22 protein-coding genes are annotated in these 25,130 nt (G+C 61.2%); 7 read left to right on the forward strand and 15 right to left on the reverse strand.

The window, feature by feature from the left end:
- Positions 1-25 precede the first annotated feature (25 nt).
- Together AB4Z35_RS07420 and AB4Z35_RS07425 are read right to left on the reverse strand one after the other, a co-directional pair.
- Entirely contained in the window at positions 26-1,648 is a 1,623-nt protein-coding gene (locus tag AB4Z35_RS07420; protein ID WP_442096494.1) for an MFS transporter, read from the reverse strand.
- 153 nt (positions 1,649-1,801) lie between these two features.
- Positions 1,802-3,448 (reverse strand): GMC family oxidoreductase, encoded by a 1,647-nt coding sequence (locus AB4Z35_RS07425; RefSeq protein WP_442096495.1) that lies wholly within the window; start codon positions 3,446-3,448, stop codon positions 1,802-1,804.
- A gap of 132 nt (positions 3,449-3,580) precedes the next feature.
- Between AB4Z35_RS07425 and AB4Z35_RS07430 the strand changes: the two genes are divergently transcribed.
- Positions 3,581-4,483 carry a LysR family transcriptional regulator gene (locus AB4Z35_RS07430; RefSeq protein WP_442096496.1) on the forward strand — a complete coding sequence of 301 codons (903 nt, stop codon included), beginning with the start codon at positions 3,581-3,583 and terminating at the stop codon, positions 4,481-4,483.
- Positions 4,484-4,615: 132 nt separating this feature from the next.
- Here AB4Z35_RS07430 and AB4Z35_RS07435 read toward each other — a convergent pair whose 3' ends face one another.
- Both AB4Z35_RS07435 and AB4Z35_RS07440 read right to left on the reverse strand, forming a co-directional pair.
- Entirely contained in the window at positions 4,616-5,713 is a 1,098-nt protein-coding gene (locus AB4Z35_RS07435) for a DNA alkylation repair protein (RefSeq protein WP_442096497.1), read from the reverse strand.
- Positions 5,714-5,873: 160 nt separating this feature from the next.
- Entirely contained in the window at positions 5,874-7,682 is a 1,809-nt protein-coding gene (locus AB4Z35_RS07440) for a monovalent cation:proton antiporter-2 (CPA2) family protein (RefSeq protein WP_442096498.1), read from the reverse strand.
- Between the two features lie 238 nt (positions 7,683-7,920).
- On the opposite strand from AB4Z35_RS07440, the gene AB4Z35_RS07445 reads away from it, so the two are divergent.
- A complete protein-coding gene (locus tag AB4Z35_RS07445) occupies positions 7,921-8,835 on the forward strand; it encodes a LysR family transcriptional regulator (protein ID WP_007999581.1) in 915 nt (304 codons plus the stop codon).
- On the opposite strand, the gene AB4Z35_RS07450 is transcribed toward AB4Z35_RS07445, so the two are convergent.
- From AB4Z35_RS07450 to AB4Z35_RS07465, 4 genes are all read right to left on the reverse strand, one after another.
- Entirely contained in the window at positions 8,825-9,601 is a 777-nt protein-coding gene (locus AB4Z35_RS07450) for a substrate-binding domain-containing protein (protein ID WP_442096608.1), read from the reverse strand. The genes AB4Z35_RS07445 and AB4Z35_RS07450 overlap by 11 nt on opposite strands.
- 26 nt (positions 9,602-9,627) lie before the next feature.
- Positions 9,628-10,932: an MFS transporter gene (locus tag AB4Z35_RS07455; protein ID WP_442096499.1), complete on the reverse strand. Its 1,305-nt coding sequence runs from the start codon at positions 10,930-10,932 to the stop codon at positions 9,628-9,630.
- A gap of 185 nt (positions 10,933-11,117) precedes the next feature.
- Positions 11,118-11,723 (reverse strand): DJ-1/PfpI family protein, encoded by a 606-nt coding sequence (locus AB4Z35_RS07460; RefSeq protein WP_442096500.1) that lies wholly within the window; start codon positions 11,721-11,723, stop codon positions 11,118-11,120.
- Between the two features lie 113 nt (positions 11,724-11,836).
- Complete coding sequence (locus tag AB4Z35_RS07465; RefSeq protein WP_442096501.1) at positions 11,837-12,910, reverse strand: diguanylate cyclase domain-containing protein; 1,074 nt, start codon at positions 12,908-12,910, stop codon at positions 11,837-11,839.
- A gap of 173 nt (positions 12,911-13,083) precedes the next feature.
- Between AB4Z35_RS07465 and AB4Z35_RS07470 the strand changes: the two genes are divergently transcribed.
- Entirely contained in the window at positions 13,084-13,422 is a 339-nt protein-coding gene (locus tag AB4Z35_RS07470; RefSeq protein ID WP_007999592.1) for an FKBP-type peptidyl-prolyl cis-trans isomerase, read from the forward strand.
- Positions 13,423-13,425: 3 nt separating this feature from the next.
- Here the strand turns inward: AB4Z35_RS07470 and AB4Z35_RS07475 are convergent, their stop codons facing one another.
- Positions 13,426-14,457, reverse strand: a complete 1,032-nt coding sequence (locus AB4Z35_RS07475; protein WP_442096502.1) for a D-cysteine desulfhydrase family protein — start codon at positions 14,455-14,457, stop codon at positions 13,426-13,428.
- Positions 14,458-14,644: 187 nt separating this feature from the next.
- On the opposite strand from AB4Z35_RS07475, the gene AB4Z35_RS07480 reads away from it, so the two are divergent.
- The 3 genes from AB4Z35_RS07480 (at position 14,645) to dmeF (ending at position 16,470) form a co-directional block, all read left to right on the forward strand.
- Entirely contained in the window at positions 14,645-15,118 is a 474-nt protein-coding gene (locus tag AB4Z35_RS07480) for an MEKHLA domain-containing protein (protein ID WP_442096503.1), read from the forward strand.
- Positions 15,119-15,254: 136 nt separating this feature from the next.
- The gene (locus tag AB4Z35_RS07485; protein ID WP_033052493.1) at positions 15,255-15,530 is read left to right on the forward strand and encodes a metal/formaldehyde-sensitive transcriptional repressor; all 276 of its coding nucleotides are present in this window, start codon (positions 15,255-15,257) and stop codon (positions 15,528-15,530) included.
- Positions 15,531-15,543: 13 nt separating this feature from the next.
- Positions 15,544-16,470: a CDF family Co(II)/Ni(II) efflux transporter DmeF gene (gene dmeF / locus AB4Z35_RS07490; protein ID WP_442096504.1), complete on the forward strand. Its 927-nt coding sequence runs from the start codon at positions 15,544-15,546 to the stop codon at positions 16,468-16,470.
- Between the two features lie 25 nt (positions 16,471-16,495).
- Here dmeF and AB4Z35_RS07495 read toward each other — a convergent pair whose 3' ends face one another.
- Positions 16,496-17,605, reverse strand: a complete 1,110-nt coding sequence (locus AB4Z35_RS07495; RefSeq protein ID WP_442096505.1) for a cytochrome P450 — start codon at positions 17,603-17,605, stop codon at positions 16,496-16,498.
- A 79-nt stretch (positions 17,606-17,684) separates the two neighbouring features.
- On the opposite strand from AB4Z35_RS07495, the gene AB4Z35_RS07500 reads away from it, so the two are divergent.
- On the forward strand, positions 17,685-18,458 hold the full coding sequence (locus AB4Z35_RS07500; protein WP_442096506.1) for an ArsR/SmtB family transcription factor: 774 nt from the start codon (positions 17,685-17,687) through the stop codon (positions 18,456-18,458).
- Positions 18,459-18,744: 286 nt separating this feature from the next.
- On the opposite strand, the gene AB4Z35_RS07505 is transcribed toward AB4Z35_RS07500, so the two are convergent.
- From AB4Z35_RS07505 to AB4Z35_RS07525, 5 genes are all read right to left on the reverse strand, one after another.
- Entirely contained in the window at positions 18,745-19,764 is a 1,020-nt protein-coding gene (locus AB4Z35_RS07505) for a branched-chain amino acid aminotransferase (RefSeq protein WP_007999608.1), read from the reverse strand.
- Positions 19,765-20,042: 278 nt separating this feature from the next.
- Positions 20,043-21,425, reverse strand: a complete 1,383-nt coding sequence (gene lpdA / locus AB4Z35_RS07510) for a dihydrolipoyl dehydrogenase (RefSeq protein ID WP_442096507.1) — start codon at positions 21,423-21,425, stop codon at positions 20,043-20,045.
- A gap of 3 nt (positions 21,426-21,428) precedes the next feature.
- Positions 21,429-22,700 carry a dihydrolipoamide acetyltransferase family protein gene (locus AB4Z35_RS07515; protein WP_442096508.1) on the reverse strand — a complete coding sequence of 424 codons (1,272 nt, stop codon included), beginning with the start codon at positions 22,698-22,700 and terminating at the stop codon, positions 21,429-21,431.
- Positions 22,701-23,759: an alpha-ketoacid dehydrogenase subunit beta gene (locus AB4Z35_RS07520; protein ID WP_442096509.1), complete on the reverse strand. Its 1,059-nt coding sequence runs from the start codon at positions 23,757-23,759 to the stop codon at positions 22,701-22,703.
- A gap of 1 nt (position 23,760) precedes the next feature.
- On the reverse strand, positions 23,761-24,996 hold the full coding sequence (locus AB4Z35_RS07525; protein WP_007999617.1) for a 3-methyl-2-oxobutanoate dehydrogenase (2-methylpropanoyl-transferring) subunit alpha: 1,236 nt from the start codon (positions 24,994-24,996) through the stop codon (positions 23,761-23,763).
- Between the last annotated feature and the right edge of the window lie 134 nt (positions 24,997-25,130).

Raw genomic sequence — 25,130 nt, forward strand, 5'->3', positions numbered from 1 at the left:
TGTACTCCCTCGCCAGCCGGGCGGATCAGTTCTTGTCGAGATCCACGTTGCGGGTCTCACGCAGGCAAATCATCCCCACCACCAGGCTCACCCCGGTAATCACCACCGGATACCACAGCCCGTAGAAGATGTCTCCGGTGTACACCACCAGGGCGAACGACACAGTCGGCAGGAAGCCGCCGAACCAGCCGTTGCCGATGTGGTAGGGCAGGGACATCGAGGTATAGCGGATGCGGGTCGGGAACAGTTCGACCATCAACGCCGCCAGCGGGCCGTAGCACATGGCCGAGATGATGATCAGCGCGACAATCAGCGCCACGATCATCGGTTTGTTGATCTGCTGCATGTCCGCCTGTTGCGGGTAACCGGCGAGGTTCACGGCGCCGCGCAAGGCGGCTTCGTCGAAACCATCGATCTTCACGTCACCGACGCTCACCTGCACGCCACTGCCGGCCGGGGCCGCTGCGCTCTGGTACGGCAGGCCCTGCTTGACCAGGAAGGTCTTGACCTTGTCGCACGGGCTGTCGAATTTCGCCTTGCCCACCGGGTCGAACTGGAAGGTGCAGGTGGCCGGGTCGGCCATCACGGTGATCGGCGCCTGGCGGCTGGCCTGGTCGATGGCCGGGTTGGCGTAGTGGGCCAGGGTCTTGAAGATCGGGAAGTACAGCGCGGTGGCCAACAGCAGGCCGATCATCAGCACCGGTTTGCGCCCGACCTTGTCCGACAGCCAGCCGAAGAAAATGAAGAACGGTGCGCCAATGGTCACGCTGACAATCAGCAGACCGTTGGCCACGGCCGGGTCCATTTTCAGGAACTGGGTGAGGAAGAACAGCACATAGAACTGCGCGGCGTAGAAGGTCACCGCTTGCCCGGCATTGATGCTGAACAGCGCGATCAACACCACTTTGAGGTTTTCCCATTTGCCGAAGGAATCGCGAATCGGCTGTTTGCACAGCTTGCCTTCCTCTTTCATTTTCACGAAGGCCGGCGACTCGTGCAGGCTCAGGCGAATCCAGGTCGAGATGCCCAGCAGCACGATGGAAAACAGGAAGGGAATGCGCCAGCCCCAGACTTCGAACTGATCGCCGGTGAAGTAACGGCAGCCCAGCACCACCAGCAGCGACAGCAGCAGGCCCAGGGTCGCGGTGGATTGAATCCAGCTGGTGTGGAAGCCGCGCTTGCCGATGGGCGCATGCTCGGCGACATAGGTCGCGGCACCGCCATATTCACCGCCCAGGGCCAGGCCCTGGAGCATGCGCAACACCACCAGGATGATCGGCGCGGCGATGCCGATGCTGGCGTAGGTCGGCAGCAGCCCGACACAGAAGGTCGCCAGGCCCATGAGGATGATGGTGGCGAGGAAGGTGTATTTGCGTCCGATCATGTCCCCCAACCGGCCGAACACCAGCGCACCGAACGGCCGGACGATAAAGCCGGCGGCGAAGGCCATCAGCGCAAAGATGAACGCCGTGGTGTCGTTGACCCCGGCGAAGAACTGCTTGCTGATCACCGCCGCGAGGGCGCCATAGAGGAAAAAGTCGTACCACTCGAAGACCGTCCCGAGGGACGAGGCGAAGATGACTTTCTGGGTTTCCTGACTGGTGCCCGCGCTGCGCACGGCTTCCAGGGACTGAACGTGTTCTGACATACCGGTATCCCTCTCAGTGATTGTTTTTGTTGTTCCACTGGTGTTGCGTGTTCCTTGCAGGGGTGATGCTCGATGTCCGTGAATCTAATGCAATCCTTGTAGGAGCGAGCCTGCTCGCGATGGCGGTGGATCAGCCAACGATTATGTTGACTGTCATTCCGTCATCGCGAGCAGGCTCGCTCCTACAGAAAGCGTTTCTGGCGTGGCCAGGATCATTTGTGCAGCCTTCTCGGCAATCATCAATGTCGGTGAGCAGGTGTTGCCCGAGGTGATGCGCGGCATGATCGAGGCATCGGCAATGCGCAGGCCGGGAATTCCACGGACCTTGAGTTGCGCATCGACCACGGCTTCGGCGTCGTTGCCCATGCGGCAGGTGCCCACCGGATGGAAAATCGTGGTGCCGATTCGCGCGGCGGCTTCGTGCAGTTGCTCTTCGCTTTGCAGGCTGTCGCCGGGCAGGTACTCCACCGGGTTGAATGCGCGCAGGGCCGGCGCGGAGACGATGCGGCGGGTCAGGCGGATGGCGTCGGCGGCGATGCGCAAGTCCTCCGGATGGCTCAGGTAATTGGGTTGGATCAGCGGTGCTTCTTGCGGATCGGCGGAGCGGATTTCCACCCGGCCACGGCTTTGCGGGCGCAGATCGCAAACCGACGCGGTGAACGCCGGGAACGCATGCAGCGGCTCGCCAAAGCGCTCCAGCGACAGCGGTTGCACGTGGTATTCAAGGTTTGCTGAAGTCTGTTCCGGCCCGGAGCGGGCAAAGGCGCCCAACTGGCTCGGCGCCATGGACAGCGGGCCGCTGCGGTCATAAAGGTAGCGCAGGCCCATGCCCATCTTGCCCCACAGGCTGCCGGCAATCTGGTTCAGGGTGCGGGCATTTTCCAGCTTGTAGATCAGCCGCAGTTGCAGGTGATCCTGCAGGTTGCCACCGACACCGGCTAGCTCATGGGCGACGCCAATGCCCAGCCGCTCCAGCAGCGGACGCGGGCCGATGCCGGAGCGTTGCAGGATGCCTGGCGAACCGACCGAGCCGGCACAGAGGATGATTTCCTTGCGCGCCTTGAAGGTTTTCGCCTGGCCTTGCCAACGGGCACTGACCGCTGAGGCGCGGCCATTGTCCAGCAGCACGCGGTCGACTTCGACACCGGTCAGCACAGTGAGATTGGGACGTTGGCGCACAGGTTTGAGAAACGCCTTGGCCGCGTTCCAGCGGATGCCGGCCTTCTGATTGACCTGGAAATAGCCGCAACCTTCGTTGTCGCCCTGGTTGAAGTCATCGATGCTGGCGATGCCGCTTTGTTCGGCGGCACTGCGGAAGGCGTCGAGAATCGGCCATGACAGGCGCTGGCGTTCGACTCGCCATTCGCCTGCGGCGCCGTGAAATTCGGCGGCGCCGGCAAAGTGGTTTTCACTCTGCTTGAATAGCGGCAACACGTCTTGCCAGCTCCAGCCGGGGTTGCCGTCGGCGGCCCAGCGGTCGTAGTCACCGGCCTGGCCGCGCATGTAGATCATGCCGTTGATGGAGGAGCAGCCGCCCAGTACCTTGCCGCGCGGGTAGCTCAGGGCGCGACCTTGCAGCCCCGGTTGAGCTTCGGTCTTGAAGCACCAGTCGGTGCGCGGGTTGCCGATGCAGAACAGGTAACCCACGGGGATGTGAATCCATGCGTAGTTATCGCGGCCACCGGCTTCGAGCAGCAACACGCGATGCTGCGCGCTGGCCGACAGTCGATTGGCCAGCAGACACCCGGCCGGCCCGGCCCCGACCACGATGTAGTCGTATTCATCAACGGAAGGCTGCATCCCTGACCTCGTTTTGTTGTTCTTGTTGTCTGTCATCCTAGTTGTTAGCTTTCGTCAAAAGAATGTTAGTTTTTGCGCAGCCGCTGTGCGTTTTTAAACAGCATCCCGAACGGCAAAGAACAAGGACGATTCATGTTCGACTGGAATGACCTGCGGTTTTTTCTCGAATTGCAGCGCAGCGGGCGTTTGCTGACGGCCGCCCGCCGCCTGAACACCACCCATGCCACTGTGGCGCGGCACATCGAGGCGATCGAAAAGAGCCTCGGTACGGCGTTGTTCGTCCAGCATGCCCAGGGTTATGAGATGACCCCGGCGGGCGAGGCTTTGCTTAAACACGCCGAGGCGATGGAGAACGTGGCGTTGCTGGCCCAGGAGGAAATCACCCAATCCACCGCGCCGCTGGGCAAGATCCGCGTCGGCGTGACCGAAGGGCTGGGCATCATGTTTCTCGCCAGTCGCATGAACGGCTTGTTCGAACGCTACCCGGGGCTGGAAGTGGAGCTGGTGGCGGTGCCGCGTTTTGTCAGCATTCTCAACCGCGAGGCGGAAATCAGCATCCACCTGGAGCGCCCGGCCGCCGACATGCTGGTCACCCGCAAACTTACCGATTATCGCCTGGCGTTGTATGCCAGCCAGGACTACCTCGACCGATCACCGCCATTGCGCAGTCGCGAGGACCTGGGGCGCCATGCGTGGATTGGCTACGTCGATGATTTGCTGTTCAGCCAGGAACTGATGTTCCTCAACAGCTTCTGCCGCAACCCGCGGGTGGTGTTTCACAGCACCAGCGTGATCGCCCAGCAACAGGCTGCGCGCTCAGGTCTGGGGATCGCGGTGTTGCCGTGCTACATGGCCAGCGCTGACCCGGACCTGGTGCCGCTGTTGCCGGACGAAAGCATTCAGCGCAGCTACTGGATCAGCACCCGCCGGGAGCTGCACAAATCGGTGCGGTTGCGGGTGTTGTGGGATTATGTGGTGGAGTTGTGTGAGAGGGAGCAGGGGTTGTTGTTGGGGGCTGTTGCTCAGGGTGCCTGAACGGGTGCCATCGCGAGCAGGCTCGCTCCTACATTGGTTTAGCGTCGTTCGCAAAATTTGTGGTAACACTGCCCCCTGTGGGAGCGGGCTTGCCCGCGAAGGCGGCGGCACATCCAATATCCATCTTGAGGTTCAAGCAAGAATCTCGAACGCGGTGCTGGCCAGCCGTTCGCCATTGACCATGATGTGCACGGCATGGCGTCCCGCATAATGCTTGCGGGTGGTGAGCTCCTTGATCTGCTGACCACGGCTGACGACTTCGCTGGCGTGACCGGGCAGCGTCAGCGCCTTGAGCTTGAACACCTTCGCCGAGGTGCTGCCGTTTGCCTTGACGTAATCGATGGCGTAGTCGATCACCAGTCGCTGGCTGCTTTGAACGGTGGACTTGACGGCAAACGACAGGGTGATTTTTTCTCCCAGGCCAATCACCGGCGGTTCGACTTTCACATCGACGATCTCGACTTCGGGTTTGCCGCCCGCGCCGATAATCGCCAGTGCCCGCTGATTGCCCTGTTTGATCAGGCTACGCAGGGCGTGTTTGGCGATCCATGCGCTGTGCCTGTTGTCCAGCGACCAGCCTTCGATCCTGTCCAGCACCCAGTCGGGATGATCCTTGGTGATGTCGTTGAGGTGGTTGGCCACGGACTTGCGCACATAAAGGCTGGTGTCGGCCTTGAGGTTGTCGAGGATCTTCGAGGCCAGGCGAGGGTCGGCCTGAACCTGCTCCAGGCGAAACGACCATGGCAGGCGCGGGCGGCAACCTTCACTGGCCAAGCGCCGCACGTGTTCGTTGTCATCCAGCGACCAGTCATGCATCAGCTTCAACGATCGATCGAGGTCGCTGCGCAAGAAATGGCGGATCGCGAATTCCGAGGAGCCGAAAGCGGTGAAGTACTTCAAGGCATCCATCGAGACGTCGAACGCATGGGTGCCATAACTGGCGACGTAATGCGGCAGGCACATGCTGACAAAGCCGCTGTTCAGGCGCGGGGCGAGGGCGCGCAGCACCTCCAGCGACGCCTCGTAGTCCAGGGGTAGTACGGCCTGCAGGCATTCGCTGACCCGGGCCATGCGCTGCATGACGCTGAGCTCTGCCAGGCCGGATTGGGCCAGCTTCAGGAAGCGCGTGGCCTCGAATGGCGGATAGACCGCGGTCATCTCGGTGGCGATGTGCTGGAGGCGCTCGGCATTGAAGATTTCCTTGAGGGCGGGGGCAGGTTGGTCAGCCATGGTGGTTCCTTGGGAATTGTGGTTAATCCATTACACCGCGTTATCGTTCTTCGCGAGCAAGCCCGCTCCCACACTGGATCTCAGGTGCTCACAAATATTGAGCCTGGCAGAGATCCTTTGTGGGAGCGGGCTTGCCCGCGATGGGGCCCGAATAGTCACCTCATGTCTTGCCCGCTTGCTCCTGCAATTGATCCGACTCAAACAGCTTCGCCAGTTCGATCCGTGCTTCCTGCGCCGTCTGCATCACCTTCACCGCGTCGTCATACACTGCATGCTGGGCTTCAAGCACCTCTTCATCGTGCTGCTTGAAGCGTTTGATCCGCGCATCGGCCTGGGCCTGGGTCAGGCCCAGGCCGATCAGGGTTTGCCGGCTCATTTCCAGGCTCGAATAAAAGGTTTCGCGCACGGCGTGAGCGCCGACGTCCATCAGCCGGTGCACATGCTGGCGGTTACGGGCACGGGCGATGATTTTCATGTGCGGGTAGAGCTTGCGCACCAGTTCGGCGGTCTTGATGTTGGTGTCCGGGTCGTCGGTGGCGATCACGAAATACTCGGCTTCCCCGACCTTGGCCGCGCTGAGGATTTCCGGGCGCATCGGGTCGCCGTAGAACACCGGCACGCCACCAAAGCTGCGGGACAGTTCGATGGTTTCCACCGACGTGTCGAGGGCCACGAACTTGATGTTCTGCGCACGCAATATCCGCGCAACGATCTGACCCATGCGGCCCATGCCGGCGATCACCACTCGAGGCGCGTCGGCGTCGATTTCGCGGAACTTGTCCGGTACTTCCACCGGTTGCACTTTCGGGCTGACCAACCGTGCGCAAAGCAGCAGCAACAGCGGCGTCACGGCCATGGACAGGGTGATGGTCAGCACCAGCAAGTCATACAGTTCTGCCGCGAACAGCCCGTGATCGCGACCGATCTTGAACACCACAAAGGCAAATTCACCACCGGCCGCCAACACGATGCCCAGGCGGATTGCACTGACCTTCTTCAAGCCCCCGGCCAGGCGACCGACAATAAACAGCAGCGGCAGTTTGATCGCGATCAGCAGCAGGGTCAGGCCCAGCACCGCGACCGGCATGCTCAGCAACAGGCTCAGGTTCGCACCCATGCCGACGCTGATGAAAAACAGCCCCAGCAACAGGCCTTTGAACGGTTCGATCTGCGCTTCCAGTTCATGGCGATACTCGGAATCCGCCAGCAGCAGGCCGGCGAGGAATGCGCCCAGGGCCATGGAGATTCCGGCCAGTTCCATCAGCCACGCCGTGCCGATCACTACCAGCAACGCCGTGGCGGTGGAGACCTCTGGCAACGCGGTTTTGGCCACCACGCGAAACACCGGCCGCAGCAGATAACGCCCGCCGATCACCACCACTGCAATGCTGAACAACACCTGCAGGCCGTGGTTCAGGTCTTCGCTGGCGGTGGTGCTGTGATCGCCACCGGCAAGCAGCGGCACCATGGCGATCAAGGGGATCGCGGCGATGTCCTGAAACAACAGAATCGCAAACGCCAGCCGCCCGTGGGGGCTGGTCAGTTCCTTGCGTTCAGCCAGGCTTTGCAGGCCGAACGCCGTGGATGACAGCGCCAGGCCCAGGCCGAGGACGATCGCGGTGTTCAACGGCTGGCCAAACAGCCACAACGCCACCACGCCAATCACCGTGCCGGTCAGCAACACTTGCGCCAGACCTACGCCAAACACTGATTTGCGCATCACCCACAAGCGGCGCGGCGACAGCTCCAGGCCGATGATGAACAGCAGCAACACCACGCCGAGTTCGGAAATGTTCGCGACGCTTTGCGGGTTGTCGATCAGGCCCAGCACCGACGGGCCGATGATCACCCCGGCAAACAGGTAGCCCAGAACCGCCCCCAGTTGCAGGCGCTTGGCCAATGGAACGATGAGCACGGCCGCCATCAGAAACACGACAGCGGCTTGTAGCAGGTTGCCTTCATGGGGCATGGGAAAACTCCAGAACTCGGTACTGCGGGGGTGACAAGGATAAAGGCTGGGTTCTGTGAAGATCCACTGCGAGAGTGGTCCGCCACGCAGATTGATAGCGAATCTGCCGGCCTCATCGTCGGAACGCCGCCCGGAGCAAGCTCGCGATTGCGGACGTCCAGTCAACAAAGCTTTGCATCAATTAGTTACATTCATAGAATAACCGGATCAATCGACCCGTTGTCCCCGAGTAATCCCCATGGCCATCAACTTCGACCTCAATGACCTGCAAGCCTTCCGTGCCGTGGTCGAGCAGGGCAGCTTTCGCAAGGCTGCCGATACGGTGCGTATTTCCCAGCCCGCCTTGAGCCGGCGCATCGAAAAACTCGAAGACGCCCTTGGTGTGCGACTGTTCGAACGTACTACGCGCAAGGTCAGCCTGACCCAGGCAGGACGAGGTTTCATGCCCAGCGTCGAGCGCCTGCTGGACGATCTGGATGTGGCGTTGCTGGGCATCAGCGAAGTCGCTTCGACCCGTCTTGGCCACGTCACGGTCGCCTGCGTGCCGTCGGCGGCGTATTACTTCATGCCGAGGGTGATCGCGCACTATCACCGCCAGTTTCCGCGGATCAAGGTCAAGGTGCTCGATTCCAGTGCCCACGAAGTGTTGAGTGCGGTGGTCAATGGCGAAGCGGATTTCGGCCTGAGTTTCATGGGCACGCTGGAAGCCGAAGTGGATTTCGAGCCCTTGGTGCAAGAGGGGTATGTAGTGGCGTGCCGGCGCGATCATCCGCTGGCGGGGCGTAGCAGTGTGACCTGGGACGAGTTCTATCAGCAGGATTACATCTCGCTGGATAAAACCTCGGGCAACCGTTTTCTGCTGGATCAGGCATTGACCGGCGTGGTGCCGCAACGGCCGAGCATCTGCGAAACCCGGCACGTAACCACCATGATCGGACTGGTGGAGGCTGGGTTGGGCGTAGCGGCGGTGCCGCTGATGGCGATGCCGGCAGCGGATCATCCGATCCTGACGCGGGTCCCGTTGACCAATCCGCAGGTAATGCGCAGCGTCGGTCTGATCAAGCGCCGGGGGCGAACCCTGACCCCGGCGGCACTGGAGCTGGAACGGCTGGTGGTAGAGATGAAAGTCGTACAGCCGTCGGTCAGCGGCTGACCGAGTCCAGTCCGGTCGCTTTCACATCCGGTTGAGCCTGGGCCGAGGCCAGGTATTCCAGCAAGGCTTTGGCTTCGGCCGGGTGCTGGGCACCTACCGGGATGCCGGCGGCAAACCGGGTCACCGATTGCACTGACTCCGGAATCTTCGCCACAAAACTCACCCCCGGCACTGGCAACAATTCGCTGACTTGCTGGAAGCCCAGTTGATAATCGCCAGTGGCAACCACCGAGCCCACGGGGATTTTCGCAACCATGGTCGACTTGGGCTTGAGTTGGTCTTCGATACCCAGGCGTTTGAACAGCTGCTGTTCGATGTACACGCCGCTGGCGCTGTCGGAGTAGGCCACTGATTCAGCATCGAGCAGCGTCTTTTTCAGGCCCTCGACGTTACTGATATCCGGTTTCGGTGCCCCTTCGCGCACGACCAGGCCAATGCGCGAATCTGCCAATTCGACTCTTGAAGCGGGATCGACTTTGCCTTGTTTGATCAGATCGTCCAGTGCGTAGCCGACCATGATCACCACGTCGGCTTGCTCTCCGCGGGCCAGGCGATTGGGAATCGCCTCTGGTGCCTTGCCCATGGATGGACCGAGTGCGGTGTCGAGGGTGTTGCCGGTGGTGGCGGTGAACTTCGGCCCGAGGATCTTGTAGGCCGCAGTGAAGCCGCCGGAGGTCATCACACGGATCTCTTCAGCTTGGGCAATGCCGCTCAATCCCAGGGTGGCCACCAGCACGAGCGCGGCAAAACTGAACTGTTTTTTCATGGTCATGTTCTCGATAAAAGACTGGTTCACGACGCCACCGGCTGCAGATGATTCGAGGCTCGGCGATAGAGCAAGAGTGTCGCGCACAGCGCGCACAGTGCTGCGAAACTCATCCAGTAACCTGGTGCAGCCTTGTCGCCGGTGTACTGGATCAGCCAGGTCGACATCGCCGGGGTGAACCCACCGAACACGGCCGTGGCCAGGCTATAAGCGAGGGAGAAACCGGCCACCCGAACCTCCACTGGCATGATTTCCGTCAGCGCCGGGATCATCGCGCCGTTGTACAGACCATAAATGAACGACAGCCACAACAGCACCAGCAGCATATGGATGAAGCTCGGCGCATTGACCAGAAAGGTCAGCATCGGGTAGGTGGTGGCGATGGCCAGCAAGGCCATGGCGATCAACACCGGGCGCCGACCGATACGGTCCGAAAGTGCGCCGCCAATCGGCAGCCAGATGAAATTCGAGACGCCGACCAGCAATGTCACCAGCAGCGCATCGGACGTGCTCAGGTGCAACACGGTTTTACCGAAGGTCGGCGCGTACACCGTGATCAGGTAGAACGCGGTGGTGGTCAGGGCGACCATCATCATGCCCGCGAACACGATCAGCCAGTTTTGCCCCAGGGTGCGGAACACCTCACCCATGCCCGGGCGGTGTTTACGGGTGGCGAACTCTTCGGTTTCTTCCAGGTTGCGGCGCAGCAGAAAGATGAATGGCACGATCATGCAGCCGACGAAAAACGGAATCCGCCAGCCCCACTCGGCAATCACACTCGGTGCCATCCACTGGTTCAAGGCGTAACCCAGCGCGGCGGCGACGATGATCGCCACTTGCTGGCTGCCTGACTGCCAACTGGTGAAAAAGCCCTTGTGGCCGGGCGTGGAGATTTCGGCGAGATACACCGACACGCCGCCCAATTCCGCACCGGCCGAGAAGCCCTGCAACAAGCGTCCGATCAGCACCAGGGCCGGGGCGAACAAACCGATGGTTTCGTAACCGGGTACCAGCACGATCAGGATCGTGCCGCTGGCCATGATCGACAGGGTCACGATCAACCCTTTGCGTCGGCCCACATCATCGATATAGGCACCCAGCACCACCGCGCCCAACGGACGCATCAGAAAGCCTGCGCCGAACACCGCGAAGGTCATCATCAGCGAGGCGAATTCGCTGCTGGCCGGAAAGAACACGGCAGCGATCTGCGTGGCATAGAAGCCAAAAAGGAAGAAGTCGAACTGCTCGAGGAAGTTGCCCGAGGTGACCCGGAAAATCGCACTGGCCCGGGAGCGACCGGCAGTCGCGGGCCGTTGGATTGATGCTGTCATTGACGTGTACTCCACCGCTTTTATGACGTGCGCCGACAGGACGCGGCGCACGGTTCTTATTGGGGCGGATAGTGGAGCAGGGGCATCGATATGTTAATTGCATTGTTGGCATGTATTGATGTGCAAAGTGGATCAATGCATCCAGGGAGAGGGCTGTGCCTGCGTCAGGCTGGATGTCTGAACGATCAGATAAACGCCTCGATATGCGCCATCCCCCGGGCCACATACTCATCCTTCTCACCGACAGGGGCAAAGTTGTTCAGCACTTCCCGGGCTGTTTCGCGGCCTTTCAACCGCGCCAGTATCCAGGCCGCGAGGTACGGCGACGCCAGGCAGCCACCCGCGGTGGCAATATTGCCGTTGGCATGGAACGCCCGGTTGACGACATTGACGCCGGCTTCCAGCACCCAGGGTTTGCTGATGGCATCGGTGCAGGCCGAGGCATCGCCGAGCAGGCCGAGTTTGGCCAGCAGGAAGGTGCCGGAACACTGGGCCGCCAGCAGTTGGCGTGCGGGATCGAATTGCAGTTGCTCCATGATCCCGGGGGTGGCGGCCACTTCCCGGGTCTTGCGGCCACTGCCCACCAGCACCGCATCCGCCTGACAGGCCTCGGCAAGATCGATGTGCGCATCGATGGTCAAACCGTTCATTGACGTGACCCGCAGCGTCGGCGACGCGATGCTCACGCGCCAATCCTTGTCCCCGAGCAGGGAAACCCGGCTGAGCATGCCGTAGGCGATCAGCGAGTCCAGTTCGTTGAAACCGTCAAAGGTCAGAATGGCGATGTGCATGGCGAACTCCGATGGGGTTTTTGAACAGCCTACCCGGGCGCCGCTCGGTGGTGCCGGTACAGTTCGAAAGATTATTATGATAACAGTCATGTATCGCGCCCCGGCACGAAGCGCTATTCGCTGTGTGCCCGCACTACGCTGTCGGTGCCCAACCGATACTGATTGTTCCCGCTGCGCTTGGCCTCATACATCGCCAGGTCGGCAATGTGCAGCAAGCGGTCAATGCTCGGCGCATGATCGGGGAACACCGCGACGCCGAGACTGGTGCCGATATGGCGCTGGTCGTTGCCGATGGTGATGGGCGGGGAGAGTTCGACGAAGATTTTCTGGCAGATCGTGCGCGCTTCGTCCTGCAGGCATTTGCCTTGGGGAAGTCCCTGGTGGATGACCACGAATTCGTCGCCGCCGATCCGGGCGACAGTGTCGGTGCCGCACAGAATGCGCTTGAGCCGCGTGGCGGTAGTGACCAGCACACGGTCGCCGGCCGCATGACCATAGCGGTCGTTGATGGCCTTGAAACCATTGAGGTCGACAAACACCAGTGCCACCCGCGTGGCACTGATGCGCGCCTGTTCCAGCGCTTCGGACAGGCGCTCTTCGAGCACCAGGCGATTGGGCAGGCCGGTCAGCGGGTCGTAATGGGCCAGGTGCTTGAGGTAGTTGGCCGAGGCCTTTTCTTCGGTGATGTCGCGTACCACGCCCATCATCTTGATCGTTCGGTCGTGGTCATTCTTGACCACGTTACCGGTTTCCCGCAGCCAGCGGATCGTTCCGTCGGGCCAGACCACGCGGTATTCCTCATCATGGTTTTCACCGGTTTCCAGGCAACGCAGTTCGCCGGCCCGAACCCTGCGTCGGTCGTCCGGATGCACGCAGGAGCAGAACAGTGCATAAGAGGGTGTTACTTCGCCGATCTTGAAGCCGAACATGCCGAAAACTGCATCTGACCAGTACAACCGGTCGGTGTCGACATCCCAATCCCAAGTGCCAATACGAGCGAAATACTGGCTGCGCTTGAAGCGCTCGGCGTCGCCATCCTGGTGGATGTTCCGGCCTTCGGACAGGCGGGTGACGATGCTGCGATATTCGGCCAGTTGCTTTTGCAACGAACGTACGCGCCAGACCAGCGCGACGATCAGGGTGAGCGTCGTTGAACCAAGGATGACACTGGTCCAGAGCAAGATCATTTGGGGGTGGCCATCAGGGCGGTGAACCGTACGGGTAATTGTTGATTATTTTAGTTCAGCAAACAGCTTTAAATGCCGCGCGCGGAGGCGGCAATGGTTGCCAATCGAAAGCAAATCTGGGAAAACGGCGCCCGTCAGGCCCTTGAGGGCGAGTGAGCATACGAGTGAAATCAATGAATGACGAGCTTCAGGTAATCGATCTACAGGTGGGTGACGGAAAAGCCGCCATCAAAGGCGCGCTGATCACCACCCAGTACCGTGGCTGGCTGGAGGACGGGACCGAATTCGACTCATCCTACAGCCGTGGCAAACCCTTCCAGTGCGTGATCGGCACCGGACGTGTGATCAAGGGCTGGGATCAGGGCATCATGGGCATGCAGGTCGGTGGCAAGCGCAAGTTGCTGGTGCCGGCGCACCTTGCCTATGGCGAACGCACCATGGGCAAGATCACGCCGAATTCGAACCTGATCTTCGAAATTGAATTGCTGGAAGTGCTGACGCGGGATGATTGACCGTCAGGCCTGAAAGGTTTCCCGATACGCGTACAGGCCGGGTGTACCGCCGGTCATGACGAACAGCACATTGTCCCCGGGACCGAAGTGCCCTTGCTGCAGGTCGGCCAGTAAACCCGCAAAGGCTTTGCCGGAGTACACCGGGTCGACCAACAGGCCTTCGGCACGCGCCATCAGACGTACTGCGTCCTGCATGGCGGCGGTTGGCAGACCATAGCCGGCACCCAGCTGGCTGCCGTCAATCACAACCTCGGCAGCCTGCACCTCGGCGCTATTGCCCAATAGCGCCAATGTCTCTCGGGTCAGTTGCAGGGTTCTCGTCGCCGATGAGTCCTGGTCGGACAACACCGAGAACGACTTGACCACGGACGTACCCCGACCAAGCAAATGGAAACCCGCCGCGAGCCCGGCATGCGTCCCGGCGCTGCCGTTGGGTACCACCACTTGATTAAACGTGAGTTGCAGTTCCGCCTCTTGCTGCGCGATTTCCGCTGCACAGCGGGCATAGCCGAGGCTGCCCAAGGGGGTCGAACCACCTGTCGGCAGCACCATGACCTTGTGCCCCGAATCCCGAAGCTGCGCAGCCCGGGCCTCGGCTTTGGCCAGTGAGTCGGTGCCGCCGGCAAACACTTGCATCTGCGCGCCGAACAACTGGTCGAGCAGCACGTTGCCGTTGAGTTCGTAATCCACTTCGGCTTTGGCGACGGCCCGGGTCAGGAACAACTCGCAGGCAATGCCCAACCGTGCGCACACCGCGGCGGTCAGGCGGGCATGGTTGGACTGAATGCCGCCCACGGTAATGATCGTATCGATCCCGGCTTGCAGCACCGCGCCGATATGGAATTCAAGCTTGCGCAGCTTGTTGCCGCCCGCGCCGATCAACATATGGTCGTCGCGTTTGAGAAACAGGCCGATACCCTGCTTGTCCAAGCCCAGCAGCTGTTCGAGTCGCGCAGCCCGTTGAATGGGCGTGGGACCTTGCAGCAGGTCAGCCCGCGCAAAAACACTCAGTGACTTGTCCAGTTGGGTTTGCATCAATCGAGCCTCGTTGTTCACCATGGTCAAGGTGACTCTATGGAGAAAGGCCGGCGGGATAAACGCACTGCAAGTCATGACTGTTTTAACCCGGTGTAACTAATCCCGCCTGGCAGCAGGACTTTTCAGGCCTCTCTGGATAGGCTGGACCGGGCTTGAAACCACGATCTGAAGAGGAGAAGGCAGGTTGCCAACCTACGAATACGCCACAGCCATCGAACTGCTGGACGAGTCCTATTGGCACTGGACCGGTGAACACCTGCCAGCCCCGCAGTCGCTGACCGGACTTGAACGCCTGCACTGGTTGCACGCCCACGCGCCTTACAGTCTGCTGGCCCACGGCACTAAGGACGATCCTCTGTTCTTCTACGCCAATGAACAGGCACTGGCCTGCTTCAAGTATCCGCGCTCGGAATTTCTGGGCATGCCCTCGCGCTTCAGCGCCTCGCCACTGGACCGCGCCCTGCGCCAGGCCCTGCTGGAGCAGGTCACGGCCAATGGCATTGCTCACGGTTACAGTGGCTATCGGGTCGATCGGGAAGGTAATGCCTTCATGATTCATGAAGGCAAGGTGTGGACCTTGGTGGATTCGATGGGGGTGCGTCAGGGGCAGGCGGCTTTGTTCTGGCCGGATGCGGGGCGGGTTGGGCAGTTGGGGTAATGAACCCAAACGTTTAGCGGCCAACCGGTTAGCGAAAATCGATGTCTCTCCATTCCGACCAATCACATGGTTATGCCTTGCCTGGCTGCGCTCTATCGGCGAACATTGGCGCCATATAGGGGTAGGGGGTATAGGTATGTCGCACATTCACGAACACAAAGATGACTTGATCAAGCGGGTGAGGCGGATTGCCGGTCAGGTGGAAGCCGTGGAGCGAGCGCTTGAATCCGATGCCGATTGCGCCAGGACCCTGCATCTGGTGGCCGCTATCCGGGGCGCGGTCAATGGCTTGCTGGATCAGTTCATCGACGCCCACGCCCGCGAGCATGTAGCGCATCCGGATCTCAGCGACGAAGAACGCGCCCAGGGTGTGGAAGACCTGTTGCTGGCCATCCGTCGTTATGCCAAATAGAGGCCTGAATCCCATGACACTGACACCGCAGGCTTCGCGTTTTTCTCACGACCATGTATTTCTCGGCGCTTCTCATGATGAAAACGCCCGTCGCACCTTATGGGTGGTGGCGCTGACATTTGTGATGATGATTGGTGAAATTGCCGCCGGTTACATCACCGGTTCCATGGCGTTGCTGGCCGATGGTTTTCACATGGCCACCCATGCCGGGGCCTTGGGCATCGCTGCGGCGGCCTATGGATTCGCACGGCGCAATGCCAACAACGCGCGTTACAGCTTCGGCACCGGCAAGGTCGGGGATCTCGCCGGTTTTGCCTCGGCCATGGTGCTGGGGCTGGTAGCGATCGGCATAGCCGGGGAATCGGTTTTTCGCCTGTTTCAGCCAACCACAGTGGCATTCACCGAAGCGACAGTGATTGCGGTGGTGGGGCTGGCAGTGAACATTGCCAGTGCCTTTTTGCTGGCGGGGGAACATGGTCATCATGGCCACGATCACAGCCATGACCACGGCCATCATCACCATCACGACAACAACCTGCGCTCGGCCTATGTCCATGTGCTGGCCGACGCCTTGACTTCGGTGCTGGCGATTGCCGCATTGCTGGCAGGGCGCTATCTGGGATGGGTGTGGCTGGACCCGGTGATGGGCATCGTCGGCGCCATCGTGATCGCGAAATGGGCCGTTGGATTGATGCGTGACAGCGCCGCGGTGTTGCTTGATGTCACGGATACACAGGTCGCCGACGAGATTCGTGAACTGCTCGAGTCGTCGGACGATGTGCGCATCAGCGATCTGCATGTCTGGCAGGTCGGCCCCCAGGCGCGGGCCGCGATTGTCAGCGTAGTGGCGGCGGCCAATGTCAGCGCTGACACCATTCGCGAACGCCTGGCGCCGGTTCATGAGTTGTCTCACCTGACCGTTGAATACCGCACGGCTTGAGCGGCATTCACGACTGAACCTTCGGTCAATCACTGAACAGTGGAATCCGTGCATTCGCGGAGGGGCGGTATTCCCGTTTCAGCTGGTCCAATGCTGGCTCCATTGCCAGGAACTGCTTGAGCGTCGCGCCAGCAATGCTCAACGCCAGCAATTGCCCCGGACATTGATGGCGCCCCGCACCAAAGGTGAAGCTGCGCCGGTTCGGGCGGTCGAGCAGGAATGCGTCGGGGTTGTCGTTGAGCATCGGGTCGCGATTGGCCGAGGCCAGTAGCACCAGGATCACGTCTGCGGCATTCAGCTTCACCCCGTCAATCTCGCAGGGGGTGGCGACGAAGCGACGGGTGTTCTGTACCGGCGGGTCAAAGCGCAGCACTTCGGCCAGCAGGTCTTCGATATTTGTTGATTCGCTGCGCAACGACGGGTGTTGAATCAATGCCAGCACGGTATTGCCGATCAGCCCGGCAGTGGCCTCGAAGGTCTGGGAGAAAAGGCCGATCAGGTTGGCGATCAGGGTTTGCGGCGCGCCGGACGCGAAGCGCTGGCGGATGCCTGCAAGCAGAAGGCTGTGGTTGTCCGGGTCGGCCAGAAGCTCGACACAGTAACCGCTCAGTTGTTCGGCGGCAGCATGTGCGGCGGTCAATTTTGCCGCGGCACTCAAGGGTGACAGGCAGGCGACGAAGTCCGCCGTCAACTCGCTGATGGCGCGGCCCTGAGCCGGGGTGAAACCCAGCAACGCCGCCACCACGCACACCGGTCCACGAAACATGGTGTTGTACAGGCCAGCGGCATCCGCGGTCACCAATCGGGCGCTGACCAGGGCCTCGACTTCCCGCGTATCGATCAACTCCAGCCCTGGCGCAATCGCCGACCGCGGGCAACGCTGGCGTTCACCTTCATTCATGCGCATCAATTGGCCGAACACCTGGCCGGCCATGCCGTYGGCAATTGTCTTGGGGACTGGCTCCTGCGCGGGGCGAACGTGGCAATCAGGATGCGCCAGCACGGCGGCCACCGCCCGGGCGCTGCTGGCCACCCACATGTTCAGCCCCGGGTGAAAAACCAGCCCACCCTCGGCGCGCAGTTGTGCGTAGTAGGGATAGGGATCGGCATGGGTCGCAGCGATGATCGGGTCCATGGGTCACAGCCTTTTGTTGTTGGAAAGTGTTGCTACTATCTCCAGTCCGAAAGGGCGTTGATTCGTCCGGGAGCGAAATATGAGCGCAGAACAACACGACATCGGTGTCTCGCAAGTGGCGGCAGCCATCGCGGAGCCTGCGCGGACGAAAATCCTTTGCTCGCTGATGGACGGTCACGCTCGCACCAGCACCGAACTGGCGGCTGTGGCCGAAGTCAGCGCGTCGACCGCCAGTGCCCATCTGGCCAAACTCAAGGAGCTGGCGCTGATACGGCTGCACGTTCAGGGACGTCACCGCTATTACAGCCTGGCGGACAAACGCGTGGCCCAGGCCCTGGAAGCGCTGATGGTGATCGGCCAGAATACCGCGCCGGGCTTCCAGTCGCGTACCCCGGACCGCCTGCAATTTGCCCGCACCTGCTACGACCACATGGCGGGCACCCTGGCCGTGCTGTTGCATGACCGGATGCTTGAAGCGGGCTGGCTTGTGGAAACCGACGAACAGGCCTATCGCTTGAGTGACAGTGGTTCGGCAATGTTTCAAGGGCTTGGGATCGAGGTACAGGACTTGAGCACGTTGCGCCGTCGTTTTGCCTGCCCGTGCCTGGACTGGAGCATGCGCCGGCCGCACTTGGGTGGATCGCTAGGGGCGGCGTTGTTGCAAACGGCGCTCAAGCGCAAGTGGGTGACGCAGGATCTGGACAGTCGTGCGTTGGGGCTGACGGCGTTGGGGCGCAAGGAGATAGCGGGGCGGTTTGGGGTTGAGTTGCCGCTGCTGGTTGAAGGCAACGGCAAAAGATCACCGCATGCAGCAGCTCCGACCACGCCGGGTGAATCCGTTAACGATCAATAGTATTTTTCCGGTTGTTTCTGTGGTGGCCGACACACCGCTTTCGCGAGCAAGCCCGCTCCCACAGGGACTTTCAGTGTGCATAAGATCTGCGAACGACACAAAACCAGTGTGGGAGCGGGCTTGCTCGCGAAAGCGGTGTGTCAGGCAATGATGATGTCGAATCTGACGGCCCCTTCGCGGGCAAGCCCGCTCCCACAGGGGGGCGGTGTTATCAAGGGTGAATTCCAGACAAAAAAAGCCCCCCATAGGGTGACCGATGGGGGGCTTTTTTGTATCTGGCGTCAGGTCAGACTTTGACGATCCAGCCCGCTGGCGCTTCGATGTCACCGGTTTGCACGCCAGTCAGCTCTTTGTAGAGCTTCTGGGTGATCGGGCCGACTTCGGTTTCGCTGTGGAACACGTGCAGGTGGTCGTTGTAGTTGATGCCGCCAATCGGCGTGATCACCGCCGCGGTACCGCAAGCACCGGCTTCCTTGAAGTCGGCGAGCTTGTCGATGAACACGTCGCCTTCGACCACGTCCAGACCCAGGCGGGACCTGGCCAGTTCGATCAGCGACAGACGGGTGATGCCTGGCAGTACCGATGGCGAGTTCGGGGTCACGAACTTGTTGTCGTGGGTGATCCCGAAGAAGTTGGCCGAACCGACTTCCTCGATCTTGGTATGGGTCAGCGGGTCCAGGTAGATGCAGTCGGCGAAATGCGCCTTCTTGGCCTGGGAGCCCGGCATCAGGCTGGCGGCGTAGTTGCCACCGACCTTGGCGGCACCGGTGCCTTGTGGCGCGGCGCGGTCGTAGCTGGAGATCAGGAAGTTGTGCGGGGTCAGGCCGCCCTTGAAGTAGGCACCAACCGGGATGCAGAAGATCGAGAAGATGAATTCCGGCGCGGTGCGCACGCCGATGTTGTCACCCACGCCGATCACGAACGGGCGCAGGTACAGCGCGCCGCCGGTGCCGTACGGCGGAATGAAACGCTCGTTGGCGCGGACCACTTGTTTGCAGGCTTCGATGAATTGCTCGGTTTCGACGAACGGCATCAACAGGCGGGCGCAGCTGCGTTGCATGCGCAGGGCGTTCTGGTCCGGACGGAACAGATTGATCGAGCCGTCCTTGCAGCGATAGGCCTTCATGCCTTCGAAGCATTGCTGGCCATAGTGAAGGGCAGTGGAGCCTTCGCTGATGTGCAGCACGTTATCTTCGGTCAGGGTGCCTTTGTCCCACTCGCCATTGCGCCAGTACGACAGATAGCGCTTGTCGGTCTTGATGTAGTCAAAACCCAGCTTGTCCCAATTAATGCTTTCGTTACCCATGACACCCTCTATCACTTAACAACCGCCGAAACGGTTCAAGGCTTCTGACGTTTTTCCGGATGGGCACAACAATACTTCATTCCGGGCCCATTTCGCAGCCCGCAATTCGATCCTTGTAGCAGCTGTCGAGCAAAGCGAGGCAGCGTTCGGCGGCGTAGCCGTCGCAATTCGGCTGACTCGGTATACCTGAAAGCATGCTATGGCAGGTTTTGCGTCGACTTCGTCGCCGAACGCTGCCTCGCGGTGCTCGTCAGCTGCTACGGGGTTCTGCGTTCGGTTCAGAGATGCAGCGCGTGGCCAAGGGCCCGCAGCGCCGCTTCCTGCACCGCCTCACCCAGCGTCGGATGCGCATGGATGGTGCCGCCGATGTCTTCCAGCCGCGCCCCCATTTCCAGGCTCTGGGCAAACGCCGTGGACAACTCCGATACCCCAACGCCCACCGCCTGCCAGCCAACAATCACATGATTATCCCGACGAGCGACCACGCGCACGAAGCCGCTTTTCGACTCCAGTGTCATGGCCCGGCCATTGGCGGCGAACGGGAAGCTCGACACGATGCAGTCCAGACCTGCGGTCTTGGCTTCGTCCGGGGTCTTGCCGACCACCACCAGTTCCGGGTCGGTGAAGCACACGGCGGCGATGGCGGTCGGGTTGAACTCGCGGGTTTTACCGCTGATCAGTTCGGCGACCATCTCGCCCTGGGCCATGGCCCGGTGCGCGAGCATTGGTTCGCCGCTCAGGTCGCCAATGGCATACACGTTGCGCATGCTGGTCTGGCAGCGGTTGTCGATCTTGATCGACGAACCGTTCATGTCCAGGTTCAGCGCTTCGAGGTTCCAGCCCTGGGTGTTCGGCTTGCGACCGACGGCCACCAGCACCTGGTCGGTTTCCAGGTTCAGGGTGTCGCCATTCGGGTCGAGCACTTGCAAGGTATTTTCTTGTGAATCAAAGCCTTGCACGCTGTGCTTCAAGTAAAGCTTCACGCCGAGTTTTTTCAGTTCGTCGTGCACAGGTTGGGTCAGTTCGGCGTCGTAGGCTGGCAAGATTCGATCCTGAGCCTCGACCACGCTGACGTCGGCGCCGAGCTTGCGATAGGCAATGCCCAGTTCCAGACCGATGTAACCGCCGCCGACCACAATCAAGCGCTTGGGCACGGATGTCGGCGCCAGGGCTTCGGTGGACGAAATGATCGGCCCGCCAATCGGCAGCATCGGCAGGTTCACGCTCCTGGAGCCGGTAGCCAGCACCAGGTGTTCGCACTGGATGCGCGTGTCACCGACTTCCACGGTTTTGCCGTCGATGACCTTGGCCCAGCCTTGCACGACCTGGACCTTGTTCTTTTTCAGCAGTGCGGCGACGCCGGTGGTCAGGCGATCGACGATGCCGTCCTTCCATTCCACACTCTTGCCGATGTCCAGGGTGGGCGCTGATACGCTGATGCCMAGAGCCGAATGCTGGCTGTGGTGTTGCGTTTGATGAAACTGCTCAGCGACGTGAATCAGTGCCTTGGACGGAATGCAGCCAATGTTCAGGCAGGTGCCGCCCAGCGATTGGCCTTCCACCAGAATGGTCGGGATGCCCAACTGGCCGGCACGGATCGCCGTCACGTAGCCGCCAGGGCCGCCGCCGATGATCAGCAGCGTGGTGTTCAGAGTTTGCATGAATTACTCCACAAACAAGGTAGCGGGTTGTTCGAGCAAGCCACGGACGGCCTGGATGAATTGCGCCGCGTCCATGCCGTCGACCACGCGGTGATCGAAGGAGCTGGAGAGGTTCATCATCTTGCGGATCACGATCTGGCCTTTGATCACCATCGGCCGTTCGACGATCTTGTTGACGCCGACAATCGCCACTTCCGGCAGGTTCAGCACCGGCGTGCTGACGATGCCGCCCAAGGCCCCGAGGCTGGTCAGGGTGATGCTTGATCCGGACAGTTCATCGCGGCTGGCCTTGCCGTTACGGGCGGCAGTGGCCAAACGGGAGATTTCCTGAGCGCTGTCCCACAAGCTACGGGCTTCAGCGTGACGCACCACCGGCACCATCAATCCGATGTCGGCCTGAGTGGCGATGCCGACATGCACCGCGCCGAGGCGGGTGATGACCTGGGCTTCGTCGTCGTAACGGGCGTTGATCTGCGGGAAGTCGCGCAGGGCGACGACCAGGGCGCGGACCAGGAATGGCAGCAAGGTCAACTTGCCACGGCTCGCGCCGTATTTTTCGTTCAGGTGCGCACGCAGTTCTTCCACCGCGGTTACGTCGATTTCTTCGACGTAGCTGAAGTGGGCGGCGCGCTGGGTGGCGTCCTGCATGCGCTGGGCAATCTTGCGGCGCATGCCGATCACCGGGATCTGCTGTTCATCAGTGCGCTGGGCGTAAGCGGCGGGGGCCGGCGCCGAGGCGTTCGACTGACCCAGGGCCAGATAGGCTTCGAGATCGTCGTGCAGAATCCGTCCGGCGGGGCCGCTGCCACGCACCAGACGCAATTGAATGCCGAGGTCCAGCGCATGCTTGCGCACGGCCGGGGAGGCCAGCGGCCGCTCATCGGCCTCGCGAGCAACCATCGGGCCCTGACAAACGGCGGCCGGACGCGGAGCTGCGACGGGTTTGCTTTCAACCACAGCGTCAACTTTGGTTACGGCCACCGGAGCTTCTTTGACGGGAGCCGGTTGCGCCGATTCCTTAACGTTGCCCGCGCCTTCGACTTCAATGCTGATCAGCACACTGCCAACCGCCATGACTTCGCCCGGCTGGCCACCGAGGGCAATGACCTTGCCATGCACCGGCGACGGAATATCCACCATCGCTTTATCCGTCATGACATCCGCCAGCACCTGATCCTCGACGACCATGTCGCCGACCTTGACGTGCCATACCGACAGTTCTACTTCTGCAATGCCTTCGCCAATGTCCGGCATTTTAATAACGTGCGTGCCCATTCAGACCTCCATGACCCGTTTCAACGCCGCGCCCACTCGGGACGGGCCTGGGAAATACGCCCACTCTTGTGCGTGCGGGTAAGGGGTGTCCCAACCGGTGACTCGTTCGATCGGCGCTTCCAGGTGGTGGAAGCAATGCTCTTGCACCAGCGACACCAGCTCGGCGCCAAAACCGCAGGTGCGGGTCGCTTCGTGCACGATCACGCAGCGTCCGGTTTTCTTCACGGACTTGGTGATGGTTTCCAGGTCCAGTGGCCACAGGCTGCGCAGGTCGATGACTTCGGCGTCGATGCCGGTTTCTTCCGCGGCGACTTGTGACACGTAGACGGTGGTGCCGTAGGTCAGCACGGTGACGTCCTTGCCCGGACGGGCGATCGCGGCAACGTCCAGCGGTACGGTGTAGTAACCGTCCGGAACCTGTGCGGCGGGGTGTTTTGACCAAGGGGTTACCGGGCGCTCGTGGTGGCCGTCGAAAGGGCCGTTGTACAAGCGTTTCGGCTCCAGGAAGATCACCGGGTCATCGTTTTCGATGGAGGCGATCAGCAGGCCTTTGGCGTCGTAGGGGTTGGACGGCATGACGGTGCGCAGGCCGCATACCTGAGTGAAGAGTGCCTCGATGCTCTGGCTGTGGGTCTGGCCGCCGTAGATGCCGCCGCCGCAGGGCATGCGCAGGGTCATCGGCGCGGTGAATTCGCCAGCCGAGCGATAACGCAGGCGCGCRGCTTCGGAAATGATCTGATCGTAGGCCGGGTAGACGTAGTCGGCGAACTGGATCTCCACCACCGGGCGCAGACCGTAGGCGCCCATGCCCACGGCGGTGCCGACGATACCGCTTTCAGAGATCGGTGCGTCGAACACCCGCGAGGTGCCGTACTTGTTCTGCAGGCCTTCGGTGCAGCGGAACACGCCGCCGAAGTAGCCGACGTCCTGGCCGAACACCACGACGTTGTCGTCACGTTCAAGCATCACATCCATGGCCGAGCGCAGGGCCTGGATCATGGTCATGGTGGTCGTGGTCATGGCGGATTCCAGCTCGATATTGTTGTTGTGATCGTTCATGTCAGATCCCCAACTCTTGACGCTGGCGCTTCAAGTGCTCCGGCATCTCTTTGTAGACGTCTTCGAACATGGTCGCGGCGCTCGGAATCTGGCCGCCGGCGAGGGTGCCGTACTGTTCGGCTTCTTTCTGTGCGGCGATCACTTCGGCTTCCAGTTCGGCGCTGACGGCGGTGTGTTCCTCTTCGGACCAGTGACCGGTCTTGATCAGGTGCTGCTTGAGGCGCGCGATCGGATCGCCCAACGGGAAGTGGCTCCAGTCATCGGCCGGGCGGTATTTCGACGGATCATCGGAGGTCGAGTGCGGGCCGGCGCGGTAGGTGACCCATTCGATCATGGTCGGGCCGAGGCCGCGGCGGGCGCGTTCGGCGGCCCAGGCAGAGGCGGCGTAGACCGCGTAGAAATCGTTGCCATCGACCCGCAGGGAGGCGATGCCGCAACCGACGCCACGACCGGCGAAGGTGGTGGCTTCACCACCGGCAATCGCCTGGAAGGTGGAGATCGCCCACTGGTTGTTGACCACGTTGAGGATCACCGGTGCACGGTACACGTGGGCGAACGTCAGGGCCGTGTGGAAGTCCGACTCGGCGGTGGCACCGTCGCCGATCCACGCCGAGGCGATTTTGGTGTCGCCCTTGATCGCCGAGGCCATGCCCCAGCCCACGCCCTGAATGAACTGGGTGGCGAGGTTGCCGGAAATGGTGAAGAAACCGGCGTCCTTTACCGAGTACATGATTGGCAGCTGACGGCCCTTGAGCGGATCGCGCTCGTTGGACAGCAACTGGCAGATCAGGTCGACCAGCGGTACGTCGCGGGCCATCAGGATGCTTTGCTGGCGGTAGGTCGGGAAGCACATGTCGTCGATGTTCAAGGCCAGGGCCTGGGCGCTGCCGATGGCTTCTTCGCCGAGGCTCTGCATGTAGAACGACATCTTTTTCTGACGCTGGGCGACCACCATGCGGTTGTCGTAGATCCGCGTCTTGAGCATGGCGCGCATGCCTTTACGCAGGATCTCCACCGGCACGTTTTCGGCCCACGGCCCAAGGGCATTGCCCTGGTCGTCGAGCACGCGGATCAGGCCTCGGGCCAGATCAGCCGTGTCAGCCGGTTCAACGTCGATTTGGGGTTTGCGCACCGTGCCTGCATCGGTCAAATGCAGGTAGGAGAAGTCGGTTTTGCACCCTGGGCGGCCCGAGGGTTCGGGGACGTGCAGGCGCAGCGGTTCGTACGCTTGGGTCATGGCTTCTACGCTCGATCTTGTGAATTTCTTGTAGTGAGCTGACAGATTTCATTCGATAAATGAAATCTTGTCCTACAACAATCATAGGCCCGCCCCAGAAGAATATTTCTCTCTGTTTCGTTGCGCTAAAGATC

The sequence above is a fragment of the Pseudomonas sp. KB_15 genome (assembly GCF_052114525.1).
Taxonomy (GTDB): Bacteria; Pseudomonadota; Gammaproteobacteria; order Pseudomonadales; family Pseudomonadaceae; genus Aquipseudomonas.